Origin of the sequence: Pseudonocardia benzenivorans CB1190, from assembly GCF_000196675.2 — a bacterium.
In the GTDB taxonomy this organism is placed as follows: Bacteria; Actinomycetota; Actinomycetes; order Mycobacteriales; family Pseudonocardiaceae; genus Pseudonocardia; species Pseudonocardia benzenivorans.
The window spans coordinates 6960488-6972007 of the sequence record NC_015312.1 but is presented as its reverse complement, the minus strand read 5'-3'; the positions used below and the strand labels follow the sequence as shown (position 1 = coordinate 6972007).

The following is an 11520-nucleotide window of genomic DNA, read 5'->3' as shown; positions in this document are numbered from 1 at the left end:
CGTCAGCACGCGCCGCGCCCGTCCCGCCGCGCCGCGCCGAGGTCGACGACGAGCCCGCCCGCGCCATCGCACGCGACGGGCACACGCAGGCGCACCCACTCGGAGTCGCACGCCACCCACCCCGGGGCGACGGGCGCAGGCGCCGCCGACAGCACGGCTCCGCCCGTCGGCTCGTGCTCGGGAACCGGGTGCAGGGCCGCGACCCCGGGGAGCCGGACGAACGGCGTGACCCGGACCCGGACGTCGACCCGCACATGTGTGGCGTCGAGATGGTGCAGCGCGCCCGGGATCACGGTCTCGGACCGCTGGCGGCCGCGCCCGTCCCAGCCGAGCCGTTCGACGTCGACGACGCCGGGCAGGTAGCGGGCGAGGACGGCTGCCCGGCGGTCGGGGTTGTCCTCGTCCCAGCTGGTCAGGTCGAGTGCGAAGGCGCACGCGAGGCTCGTCGCCCCGGCCGCGTCGACAGCCCCGGATGCCGCGTCGGGCGGATCGTGCGGGCCGCGCGCCGGGGTGGTACCGGACGACGACGCGCCGTGATGGTCGGCCGGGACGGCCGCCCACGGCTGCCGATCATCGGCAGGAGCGCCCGGCGGCGAGGTTCGGCGCGGTCCGGGCGCCGGAGCCGACCGGCGCACCGTCGACCGGGGGACGTGCAGCCGGTGCGCGGCGGAGACCGCCTCCAGCGCCGCGCGGTGCGCATCGGCGACGGCAGGTGGCGGCGCTACGGGTCGTCGTCGCAGCAGCGTCATCACGTACTCCGGTGAATGGTGCGGACGGTCATGGCACTGCCCCCTGGAATGCGGTCGAGAGGGCTGTGTAGCAATTCGCGGGTGGTCGGATGCGCTGAACGCGCAATTGTGTTCGCACCGGCACACAGTCCGTCGGGCGAGTGCGAACGTCATCAGCGAGAACGCCCGCGGCGGCCCCGGACCTCGTTACCGTCCGCCCCGTTCCCCTTTCCCGACGCTCGAAAGAAGGCGACCGTGACCACATCCGGGCTGCTGATCGCCGGTGTGTTCGGGGCGTGCACGGCCGCACTGGCCGTTCGCACCCGCCGGGACCCGGGCTGCCCCGTGTCCTGGACGGCGTTCGCGACGACCCTGCTGCTCGCGGTGGCACACACCGACCTGGGCACCGCCCGCGCACCGGCCTCCGCGCTCGCCGCGACGTCCGGGGTCGTGCTGCTGCGCCTCCTGCGACGCCGGGGCCGCGCGGCGGTGATCCTCCGGCAGGAGGGCGTCGTGCTGCTGCTCGCCGCCGCCACCGCTCCGCTGTGGGCACCGGCCGCCCTGGCGGCCGTGACGGGCGGCTGGGCGGCCGTCGCCTGGGCCCGGGTCGCGGTGCACGCCGGCGGCCTGCCGGCCCGCACCCGGCGACCCGGCGACCGGGCGGCCGTCGCCGCCGGGATGATCGGCGCGACCGCGCAGGCCGTGCACCACGCGGCGACCGAGGTCGTCCCGCTCGGCACGGTAGGCCTGGTCGGAGCCGTGATCGGGACTCTGGGGCTCGGTGTCGCGGTCGTGGTCCCGGTCGCCGATCGGGTCGTCGTGGAGCTGGCCGTCGCGACCGATCGACGCCGTGTCGGGCACGCCCTGCGACCGCTGCGGACGCTGTTGTGCGACGAGTTCCCCGAGGTCGCGCTCGCCTCGTCCCGCACCCGGCAGCGCTGGCACCGGCAGGCCGCCGAGATCCGCGACGGCCTCGTCCTGCTCGGCCCGTACTACGACGCGACGATCGCCCGTGCGGCCGCCGCGGCCGCCGTCCCGGGCCACGACGCGACCGGCCCCGGCGCGGACGTGCACGCTGCGTTGATCGCGGCAGCCGTGCGCGCGCACCGCTCCGGGCGGCCGCCGGCCGAGCCGCTGCCCGAGGCCGCGACGCGCGGCGGGCGTGACTGGACCGACGAGCTCGCCTGGCTCGTCCTCGTCTCCGAGCGACTCGGGAGTGACCGTTTCCTGGCGGGGCAACCCGTCTCCGGATAAGGGCGACACCGACCGCCGATGCCGTTCGCACTCGCGAATTCTCGATATTCACGGGTGCGAACGAAATGGTGAAATCGGGGACCGGGGACCCGGCGACGTGACACAACGAACCCGACCGCGAATTCTGGCGCGAGGAGCCGACGATGCGTTCCCGATCCGACGACGACCTGTACGCCGTCGAGAACCGCTATCTCGGTCCGCCCGGGCGGCCCGTGCCGTGGCAGGCGCGTTACCGCGCCTACGGGGCGTGGGTCTGCTGGCTGCTGCCCCTCGCGGTGCTCCGGCAGACGGTCGGGGTGCTGCCGGGCCTGCTCGGCTGGGTGGTGGTCGGTGTGCTGGCGGTCGGCGGCGCCCGGCTCACGATGCGCGTTGTCGGGCCGGAGCGTCCGGCGGGCGCTGTCGTGCGGATGTTCCTGGCCGAGCTGGCCGCGCCGCGATCCCGGCAAGCGCCGGTGCGGACGTTCGTCGCCGACCCCCGCCACGTCCAGGTCCACCTCCAGGTGCACCTCCAGGTCGCCGCACGCCCTGTCCCCGGGCCGCCGCGGTGAGCCTCGTCCCGGTGCAGCGGCCGACGCTCGCGCCGCTGCGCCGCACCCCGACGGTGACCCCGGACCTCGGGCCGGTCGCCGAGCCGTTCGCGCCGCGCCGTCCCGCACGCACCGGAGCCGACCCCGCGGTACGCGAGTACACCCCGCGGCTGGCGTTGCGCGGCATCTCCGGGCATCTCGCCCACGCCACCACGGGGACGACGGCGTGGTACGCGGTCGCGCCCAGGGCGTGGTCGATGCGTCCCGACGACGAACGCGACGCCCTGATGGGCGCACTCGCCGGCGCGCTCGCGCGGCTACAGGGCAGGTGGTTGCACTGGCGGGTCACGTGGCGGCCCCACGCCGCGGCGGAGTGGGCCCGTCGGCACGACGCCTGGGCCAGGCCGCTGCCCGACGTGCCCGGTGCCGTGAGCTGGGACGCGCACCTCGTCGGCGAGCAGCGCCGGGCCCTGACCTCGCCGAAGGCGGTGAAGGAGGTCTTCCTCGGGGTCGAGGTCCGCGGACCCCGCCGTGGCCTGGGCGCGCTGGGCGACGCACTGGCGCGGCGGCTCGGCGGAGCGCGGGCGGCCGATCGACGCGTCGACGGTGAGCTCGGCGCCGACGTCCGCGACATCGACGCCGTGCTCGCGAGCTCGGCCCTCGGCGCAGCGCCGCTCCCCGCCCCGCGGATGCTGCACCTGCTGTACCGCTCGTGTGCGCTCGGGCTGCCCGCGCAGTCGGTGCTGCCTGCGGCGCCCCACGGCGAGTGGGAGCGCGAGGACGTCGCCGCCGTCGACGGTCTCGCCCGCTGGAGTGCCGATCCCTATGCGCCGACGGTGGCCGTCACCGGGGTCGTCGACGGTGCCCTCGTCACGCGGCACGTGGTGGTCGCCTCGATGGGCCGCATGGGCGACATCGACGTGCCCGGTGAGGACCTGCCGTGGATGACCGTCCCCGACGACCTGCCGGTCCCCGTCGAGTGGTCGGCGCGGATGCGGGTGCTGCCCCGTGACCGGGCGGCGCGCGGGCTGCGGCAGGCGGCGGACCGGGTGGAGGCGCAACGTCGGCACTACGAGGCCGACCACGGCCGGCAGGTCCCGTCCGCGCTGGTGCGCGGGCTGGAGGCGGCCGAGCAGGTCCGCGGGGACCTCGAGACCGACTCGCCGCTGGCCCTGCGCTGCGAGGGCTGGTGGCGGATGGCGATCCCCGGCCGCACCGAGCGGGAGGCGCTCGAGCTGTTCGACGAGGTCCGCCGCCGGTACGCACCGAAGATCGCCGTCGAACGGTCGGAGGCGCAGTACCGGCTCGCGCGCGAGTTCGTGCCGGGCGAGCCGCTCGCGACGACGGCGTTCCGCCGCCGGATGAGCCTGCGCCATGTCGCGACGGCCGTCCCGCAGGCCACGGACCTGATCGGCGACGACCACGGTCCGCTGCTGTTGCGTGCGCGCACGTCGGGCCGGCTCCTGGCGTGGGACCCGTGGCACGACGCCGGTGCGGGGCCGACGCCCGTCGTCGGTGGTCCGGGAGCGGGCAAGACGTTCCTGCTCGGGGCGGTGGCCGCGCAGCTCGTCCGGTCGTGCGGCGCGTTCGTCACACTGCTCGACCCGTCCGGTGCGCTCGGCCGGCTCGTCGACGTCCCGGAGCTGGGCGGCCACACCCGCCGACTGTCCCTGCGCGACGCGCCGCCCGGCGTACTCAACCCGTTCACCCTGGTCGACGACCCGCCGGAGCCCGCAGCGACGGCCGAGGACGCGTGGCGCCACGCCGCAGGCCGGCGGGCCGCGCTCGTCGTCGCGGTCCTCGCCGAGCTGCTGCCGGCGGCCGTCAGGAGCGGCGCCCAGGTCCGCCCGTTGCTGGTCCAGGCCGTCGAACGGGTAGGGCACGACCGTGCACACGACGCGGGCGAGGTCGTCGACGCCCTGCAGCACATGGGTGCCGAGGGCGAACGGCTCGCGGCCGCCCTGGCTCCGGCGCTGGCGGCCGCGGGTGCCCTGAGCGGCCGTTGCGACCAACCGTGGAGCGCGACGGCCGACCGGCTGCTCGTCGTCTCGACCACCGGACTCGCCGAGTCCGGTGCCGACGACCCGGTCACGTCGACGCTCGCGCGGCTCGCCGCGTGGCTCGTCCGGCAGCGCGTCCACGTGCGCGAGGGATCCGCCCCGACCCTCGTCGGCATCGACGACGTCCACCGGTTCACGGCGACGCCGGCGGGGCGCACGCTCGTCACCGGGCTGGTCCGCGACGGTCGCACCCGGACCGTCGTCACGGCCCGGCAGGCCTCCGACCTGCTGTCCCTCGTTCCCGACGACGGCGACGCGATCCCGTGGCACGACGCATTCGTCGGCCGGACCGAGCCCGGGAACCGGGCCGACGCCCTGCGGCTGCTCGGGGTGGCGCCGCACGAGGCCCAACAGCTGCCGGGACCCGCCGACGCGCCCGGCGAGTTCCACTGGCGGTCGGGACCGCACTGCGAACCCGTCCGGGTGGACCTGTCCGGGCCGCACCTCGCGGGGCTGCGCGCCGCCCTCGGGGGAGGTCCGCGGTGACACCGATGACGGCGCGGCGGGGCCTGCGCCTGTTCGGCCTCGCCGTTCCGGTCGCCGTCCTGCTCGTGCTGGCCGTGGGCGGCCCCGCCGCCGCCGATCCGGCCGCGCCCGACGACTGCGCCGCCCCACCCGCGGCCGTGCCCGCGACCGGCGGGCTCGCCGGCTCGATCGACAGCACGGTCGCCTCGGCGGGCGCCGCCCCCGCGGACCCGTACGCGCGCTTCGGGTACGGCGGGCTCACCTGGTCGACCTACGACCTGGGCTGCGGCGGATCGGCCTGGGACCCGGGCGCCTCGGTCGACACGCTCGTGGGGAACTTCCTCCTCGGTGCGGCGAAGGTCCTGTTCGCGATCCACGTGGCACTGCGCGACGCCTCCCGCACCGACGCGCCCGCGCTGGCCGACGCCGTGGCCCGGACCTCGCCCGTCGTCGCCGACTTCGTGTTCTCCCCCTGGGCGGGTGCCGCGGCCGTCGTCGCCGCGGCCGCCCTGCTCCTCGCGACCCATCGCGGGGACCTCGGTGCCGTTGTCACGCGGGGCGGCACGATCGTCGTCGCGCTGGTGGTGCTGGCGTTGTCGTTCGGGCCGGGCCCCGAGCTGTCCCGGGAGCTCGGCGGGCTGGTCCGCGGATCGGTGTGGGACGCGGGCGAACAGGTCGTGTCGCGGCTCGCGCCCGAGTCACCGCTCGGCGGTGGCGGGGTGCCCGACCGTCCCGACCGGCTGCGGACCGCCGTCTACGACCGCGTCCTCTACGACGGCTGGCTCGACGGGGAGGTCGGCTACGAGCGCTCCCCCGGGCTCACCGCACTCGGCGACCGGCTGCTGGCCGCCCAGACGATCTCCGTCGACGAGCAGCGCGCCCTCGACGCCGGCCCACCCGGTGACCGCGCGGCCCGTCGGCAGGCGCTCGCCGAGGCCAAGGCCGCCGACTGGCGCGCGGCGTTCGAGACGGCGCCACCGGACGTGCGGGACAGCCTGCGCGGGCGCGGCGTCTCGCGGACCGGTGCGGGCGTCGCGGTCCTCGCCGGGACGCTCCCGGTCACCGGCCTGCAGATCCTGGGCAGCATCGCGATCCTGCTGATGACGGTCGTCCTGCAGCTCCTCCCGGTCGCGGCGCCGCTCGCCGCGCTGCTGACGCTGGTCGCGCCCGCGACGCCGGAGCGGGCGATGCGCGTGCTCGGCGCCGTCGTCGGGGGCGGGATCGTCGCCGCGCTGTGCGTCGCCGCGCACGGCGTGGTCGTGCTGTTCCTGATCGCCGACGGCGGCGGGATCACCTCGGTCGTCCTCCTCTGGATCGCGACGGCGCTGCTGTACCGGCTGCTGAGGCCGCGGCTGCCGCTGCCGGGCCGGATGGGGACGACCGCGCCGGGCCCGGCGGGGGCGCTCGTCCGCGGTGCGACGCGGGTGGTGCGGCGGGTGATCGAGCGGACCACGCCTGCGCGACCGGTCGGACCGGCGCCGGGTGCCGTCCTCCCGCCGCCACGTCGCGCGGCGCTGCCCCGGCCGCGCGGGACGCCGGAGCTCCCAAGATGACCGGGCGACTCCTGCGACTGGTACTGGCCGACCGACGCCGGTTCGTGCTGGTCGGGGTCCTGCCGGCCGTCGTGCTCACGGTGCTCGCCGTCGTCGTGTCGCGATCCGACCGGCTCGCGGGGCCCGACGTCGCCCCGCCGAGCGTCGCCCCGCAGGTCGTCGCCACGGCGCCCGCGCCGCTCGGCGGCGGACCGGTCGTGGTCGCGACCCGGTTCGCGCAGTACTGGGTCGACACCGCCGACCCGGCGGGCTGGCTCGACCGGCTTCGTCCGTTGGCCACCGACGAGTTCGGCGGCGTCGTGCTCCCCCGCGCCGACCCGGCCGCGGTCCCGGCGACCCGTGTCACGGGACCCGCTCGCGAGCTGCCGGCCGACACCGGAGCGGCGATCGTGCTGGTCCCGCTCGACACGATGACGCTGCGCGTCGAGCTCGTGGACACCGGCCGCGGCTGGCGGGTGTCCGACGCGGCCCGCGCCGACCCGGCGCCGGACCGCTGATGGCGTTCCTGATCCCGACGCTCACCCCTCCGGTGCGGCGTCGGCGGGGGCGTCGGGTCGGGTGCGCCGTCGTCGTCGGTGCGGTCGCGTTGCTCATGGTCGCGGTCATCGGTGTCGTCCAGGCGGGGCCGCCGCCGCGGCGCCCGGTGAGCTGTGTGGCCGCGCTCGCGCCGCCGCCACCTCCCGGCAGGCCGGGCCGTGGACCGCAGTGGACCGACGAGCAGCGGCGCAACGCCTCGTCGATCGTCGAGACCGGGCGCAGCCTCGGCGTTCCCGACCGTGCCCGCTGGATCGCGGTGGCGACGGCGATGCAGGAGTCGTCGCTGCGCAACCTGGCGGGCGGCGACCGCGACAGCGCGGGCCTGTTCCAGCAGCGCCCGTCGCAGGGCTGGGGCAGTCTCGCCCAGGTCCGCGACCCCGTCCGGGCGGCCGCGTCCTTCTACGATCGGCTGCTCGCCGTCCCCGGCTGGGACCGGATGCCGCTCACCGAGGCCGCGCAGACCGTGCAGCGCAGCGCGTTTCCCGAGGCGTACGCGAGATGGGAGCAGCCGGCCGCCGACCTGCTCGCGGCACTGGGCACCGCTCGCGCCCCGATCTGCGTCCCGCCGCCGGACACCGCCGACGCCCTGCCCGCCGACGCCCTGCCCGCCGACGCCCTGCCCGCCGACGCCGCCCTCGACTTCGCCCGCGGGCAGCTCGGCAAGCCGTATGCGTGGGGTGCGGCGGGACCGTCCGCGTTCGACTGCTCGGGCCTCGTCGTGCGCGCGTGGGAGGCCGCAGGCGTGCAGCTGCCGCGAACGTCGCGGATGCAGGCGACCGCGGGCGCACGGGTGCCGCGCGCCCGGGCCCGACCCGGTGACCTTCTGTTCTGGTCGTCCAACGGGCAGGTCTCAGGGGTGCACCACGTCGCGCTCTACCTGGGAAACGACAGGATCCTGGAGGCCCCGCAGGCAGGGTCGCCCGTCCGCACGCGCGACCTCGGTAGCTCCTACGACGTCCGGGAACTGCTCGGATTCGCCGTCCGTCCGGGAGCGGCCGGATGACGCCTCGGCGACGATGTCGCCGAACACCGATTTCGGTCGGTTTCGTCTGCTACAACTGCCGGGCCGGTTCACCGATGTGGTGCGGCTGTCGTGAGGGGGAACGATGTCCAGCACGCCCGGCGGTCAGTGGCCGCAGAACCCGGAGCAGGGGCCGCCGTACGGAGGTCCGCCGCCCGGCGCGAACCAGCCGCCCGGGGGGTACGGGCAGCAGCCCCAACCCGGGGGTCCGCCGCCGGGCTACGGACAGCAGCCGGGCTACGGACAGCAGGCCGGCGGCCAGCAGCCGGGCTACGGTCAGCAGCCGGGCTACGGTCCGCCGCAGGGAGGCCCCCAGGGGTACGGGAACCCGCAGGGATACGGCGCCCCGGCACAGGGCGGGCCGAGCGAGGGGGCGTCGTCCCGGCCGGGCGGGACCGGCATGATCTTCGCGATCGTCACGGTCGTGGGCGGCCTGCTCACTGCGATCGGCTCGTTCCTCGCCTGGGTGACGGTGCAGGCGCCGATCTTCGGCTCGATCTCCGTGGCAGGCACCGAGGGTGACGGCAAGATCACGCTGGTGCTGGGCATCCTGGTGCTGATCATCGGCGTGCTGCGGCTGATCAGGCCGTCGATCCCGGCGCTGGTCCAGCGGCTGCCGATCGTCCTCGGGATCATCGCCGCCGCGCTGGGGATCTACGTGATCATCCGGCTCGGGTCGCAGATCGGCCAGATCGAGGAACTTCCGGGCGCGTCGGTCTCGGTCGGCTTCGGTCTGATCATGACCATCGTGGGTGCGGTCGTGTCCGTGGTCGGCGGGATCGTGGTGAGCTCGCAGCGGCCGACGGTCCCCGGCGGAGTCGCCGGCCTGGGGCCCGCGGGGCGGTAGGTCGAACCGGGTCGCCGGCGCGGCCGCGCGAGGGGCGGCTCCGGTCGCGTCGGCATGCCGGCGGCGCGGGCCTTCCAGGGGCCCGGTCTGGCTACTGAACGTGACGATCGAGGGCGTCGACAACGGGGGTCGGCCTGGCTCGCGCGCGCCGCGGTTCGCCTTCGGCACGCGGCGTCGAAATGTGATCTGAACCACACTTATGTCCGCGATTCGGCCGCTGATCGGGTTAGCGTCCGGCCATGGACCCGGCGACGATCGAGGCACACATCCACGCACTGGGCGGCGTCGAGACGATGACTCTCGGTGACGACCGGTTCTTCATCCACAACCCGGACGGCGACCTTCCCGACGAGCGGAAGATGCCGTTCGCGACCATCGTGACGTCCGACGCCTACGACTCCGCGTCCGATCTCGGGCGCGAGGGCGTGTACCGACTCAACATCGGTCTGCCCCGCGACTCCTACCGGAGGCTGTTCGGTACCCCGCCCGCCGCACGTGCCGACGGCGGCCCGCTCGACACCGGCCACGACGCCACGGTTCTCGACGTCGTGGTCCCACATCCCGTCTACGCGTCACAGCACTGGGTGTGTGTCCTCAACCCCGGCGACGAGACTTTCGCGACGACGGTCGGACCGCTCCTCGCCGAGGCGCACGACTTCGCCGCCCGCAAGTCCGCGAACCGCGCCGCGCGCACGGGCGGCTGAGCTGAGACCGTCAGGGCAGCCGCACGTGCCGCAGCTGCACCGCGCGACGACGCACGAAGCCGCGGACCCGGCCGTCGCGGCCGTGCGCGAGCGGGAGGTCCAGGCCGGCGGCGACGTCCTCGACGACCTCGTCGATGGTCCGTCCGTCGGTAGCAACGTGGCGGGCGAAGCGGGGCGCGGTCAGGGCCGTGACGCACCGGTCGATCTGCCGCTGTGCCCACAGGTCGCGGACGGCTCCGCCACGGGAGGCCAGTCGTCGACGAATGGTCTCGGGCGTCGCGACGAGCGTGACGTGCCGCAGGTCGTGCCCCCCGATGCGGAGCGCCTCGACGATCTCGTCGGCGTAGTCGTCGCGGACGAGCGTCATGGGCACGATGACCGGCTGGGTCGCGTCGTCCGCGTCGAGGCGGCCCAGCACGTCGCGCACCCCGACGCGCCATCCGGGCACGTCCTGGAAGTCGCCGCGCAGATGCGGCGGCAGCATGCGGTGCAGGCCGAACCCGGGGAGCTCGGGGTCGGCGATCCAGCCCCGGCCCAGACGTCGTCGCAGCTCGTGGGCGACCTGTGTCTTGCCGACGCCGAAGGCCCCGTTGACCCAGACGATCATCGACGGCTCACAGGACGTCGAACTCGTTGCCCTCGGGATCGGCCATCGTCACGTGGTCGGGCCGGTCCGCGGGCACCTCGGCGAGCACCGTGGCGCCGAGCGCGACGAGCCGCTCCACCTCGGTGACCACCCGGCGCCTGCGTTCGTCCCACGCGACGTGTCGGCCGCCGCCGACGGCGAGGTCGAGGTGCATCCGGTTCTTGACGATCTTGTCCTCGGGGACCCGCAGGAACGAGATGGCCGGGGCGACGCCGGCGGGATCGTGCAGGAACGCGCCGTCGCCACGCTCGTCGACGGGCACGTCGTGGTCGTCGAACCACGCGTCCCAGCTCGACCAGCCGGGTGGCGGCGGTGCGGGGGCGTAGCCGAGGGCCTCGGCCCAGAAGCCGGCGAGAGTGCTCGGGGACGCACAGTCGATCGTCAGGCTCCACGGCGTCGCCACGGTCCCAGGGTAGGGGCCCACGTTCGGCGAGCCGCGACGGTCACCGCCGCTGCGCGGCCAAGCCGTCCAGCACCGCGGCGAGCCCGGCCGCGAACACGGCGGCGGGATCCCCGTCGGTGCCCTCGGCGACGAAACGCTCGATCATCGGGAACCGGCCGGTCGCGAGGGTGCGCCGCAGGTAGGCGCCGTGCGCGGCCTGCCACGCAGGCTTGTCGACGCCCGTCCTGCGCGCCGCGCGCCGTTCGCCGACCTCCGCCCGCACCGCACCGGCGACGTACGCGTGGACGGTCCACAGGACGTGGCGGGCGTCGTCGACGGCCGGGAACGCGGGAAGTACCGCGGCCAGCGAACCCTCGAGCACGGCGAGCCGATTGGGGCCGAGCCGCGGTCGCCCGCCCATCAGGTCGGCGAACCACTCGTGCCGCAGTACCGCTGCCCGCGTGGCCTCGGCGAGCGCGGTGAGCGCGACCCGCCACTCGCCCGCCGGCACGCCGATCTCGCCCTGCACGGCGTCGGCCATGAGATCGAGCAGTTCGTCCTTGCTGTCGACGAACCCGTACAGCCGCATGGGCCCGGCCGAGAGCGCGGCGCCGACCTTGCGGAGCGAGACCGCGTCGAGCCCCCCGTCGTCGGCCAGCGCGATCGCCGCCGCCACGATCGCGGCCCTGCTCAGCGGGGTCGGGGCCGTCCGGGGCGGCGGCTCCGCGCGTTCCCAGACCGTCGGGCTGCCGTCATCCACCGATACAGCGTATCGTGCGATACACCGTATCGACGA

At 75.7% G+C, this 11520-nt stretch carries 12 protein-coding genes; 8 read left to right on the top strand and 4 right to left on the bottom strand.

Annotation, left to right across the window (positions count from 1 at the left end):
* Window positions 1–2: 2 nt before the first annotated feature.
* Complete coding sequence (locus PSED_RS33035) at window positions 3–749, bottom strand: hypothetical protein (protein ID WP_013678555.1); 747 nt, start codon at window positions 747–749, stop codon at window positions 3–5.
* Between the two features lie 234 nt (window positions 750–983).
* Between PSED_RS33035 and PSED_RS33030 the strand changes: the two genes are divergently transcribed.
* The 8 genes from PSED_RS33030 (at window position 984) to PSED_RS32995 (ending at window position 9696) form a co-directional block, all read left to right on the top strand.
* Window positions 984–1982, top strand: a complete 999-nt coding sequence (locus PSED_RS33030) for a DUF6545 domain-containing protein (RefSeq protein ID WP_013678554.1) — start codon at window positions 984–986, stop codon at window positions 1980–1982.
* 143 nt (window positions 1983–2125) lie between these two features.
* Complete coding sequence (locus tag PSED_RS33025) at window positions 2126–2530, top strand: hypothetical protein (RefSeq protein WP_013678553.1); 405 nt, start codon at window positions 2126–2128, stop codon at window positions 2528–2530.
* Window positions 2531–2541: 11 nt separating this feature from the next.
* On the top strand, window positions 2542–5055 hold the full coding sequence (locus PSED_RS33020; protein ID WP_143770713.1) for a hypothetical protein: 2514 nt from the start codon (window positions 2542–2544) through the stop codon (window positions 5053–5055).
* 5 nt (window positions 5056–5060) lie between these two features.
* Window positions 5061–6587 carry a hypothetical protein gene (locus PSED_RS33015; protein ID WP_158511355.1) on the top strand — a complete coding sequence of 509 codons (1527 nt, stop codon included), beginning with the start codon at window positions 5061–5063 and terminating at the stop codon, window positions 6585–6587.
* Window positions 6584–7084 (top strand): hypothetical protein, encoded by a 501-nt coding sequence (locus tag PSED_RS33010; protein ID WP_013678550.1) that lies wholly within the window; start codon window positions 6584–6586, stop codon window positions 7082–7084. Before PSED_RS33015 ends, PSED_RS33010 begins: the two co-directional genes overlap by 4 nt.
* Complete coding sequence (locus PSED_RS33005; protein ID WP_013678549.1) at window positions 7084–8127, top strand: C40 family peptidase; 1044 nt, start codon at window positions 7084–7086, stop codon at window positions 8125–8127. Before PSED_RS33010 ends, PSED_RS33005 begins: the two co-directional genes overlap by 1 nt.
* 103 nt (window positions 8128–8230) lie before the next feature.
* A complete protein-coding gene (locus PSED_RS33000) occupies window positions 8231–8992 on the top strand; it encodes a hypothetical protein (RefSeq protein ID WP_013678548.1) in 762 nt (253 codons plus the stop codon).
* A gap of 239 nt (window positions 8993–9231) precedes the next feature.
* Window positions 9232–9696 (top strand): DUF6194 family protein, encoded by a 465-nt coding sequence (locus PSED_RS32995; RefSeq protein WP_013678547.1) that lies wholly within the window; start codon window positions 9232–9234, stop codon window positions 9694–9696.
* A gap of 10 nt (window positions 9697–9706) precedes the next feature.
* Here the strand turns inward: PSED_RS32995 and PSED_RS32990 are convergent, their stop codons facing one another.
* From PSED_RS32990 to PSED_RS32980, 3 genes are read right to left on the bottom strand one after another with little or no spacing between them, the layout of a single operon-like run.
* Window positions 9707–10303, bottom strand: a complete 597-nt coding sequence (locus PSED_RS32990; RefSeq protein ID WP_013678546.1) for an AAA family ATPase — start codon at window positions 10301–10303, stop codon at window positions 9707–9709.
* Window positions 10304–10310: 7 nt separating this feature from the next.
* Window positions 10311–10745 carry a VOC family protein gene (locus tag PSED_RS32985; RefSeq protein WP_041760198.1) on the bottom strand — a complete coding sequence of 145 codons (435 nt, stop codon included), beginning with the start codon at window positions 10743–10745 and terminating at the stop codon, window positions 10311–10313.
* Between the two features lie 40 nt (window positions 10746–10785).
* On the bottom strand, window positions 10786–11484 hold the full coding sequence (locus tag PSED_RS32980) for a TetR/AcrR family transcriptional regulator C-terminal domain-containing protein (protein WP_041760197.1): 699 nt from the start codon (window positions 11482–11484) through the stop codon (window positions 10786–10788).
* Window positions 11485–11520: the final 36 nt, after the last annotated feature.

Bases quoted from the DNA above. Each gene is read 5' to 3' on its own strand.
- PSED_RS33035 (WP_013678555.1), bottom strand. From the start codon at position 749: ATGACGCTGCTGCGACGACGACCCGTAGCGCCGCCACCTGCCGTCGCC.
- PSED_RS33025 (WP_013678553.1), top strand. From the start codon at position 2,126: ATGCGTTCCCGATCCGACGACGACCTGTACGCCGTCGAGAACCGCTAT.
- PSED_RS33015 (WP_158511355.1), top strand. From the start codon at position 5,061: ATGACGGCGCGGCGGGGCCTGCGCCTGTTCGGCCTCGCCGTTCCGGTC.
- PSED_RS33010 (WP_013678550.1), top strand. From the start codon at position 6,584: ATGACCGGGCGACTCCTGCGACTGGTACTGGCCGACCGACGCCGGTTC.
- PSED_RS33005 (WP_013678549.1), top strand. From the start codon at position 7,084: ATGGCGTTCCTGATCCCGACGCTCACCCCTCCGGTGCGGCGTCGGCGG.
- PSED_RS33000 (WP_013678548.1), top strand. From the start codon at position 8,231: ATGTCCAGCACGCCCGGCGGTCAGTGGCCGCAGAACCCGGAGCAGGGG.
- PSED_RS32995 (WP_013678547.1), top strand. From the start codon at position 9,232: ATGGACCCGGCGACGATCGAGGCACACATCCACGCACTGGGCGGCGTC.
- PSED_RS32990 (WP_013678546.1), bottom strand. From the start codon at position 10,303: ATGATCGTCTGGGTCAACGGGGCCTTCGGCGTCGGCAAGACACAGGTC.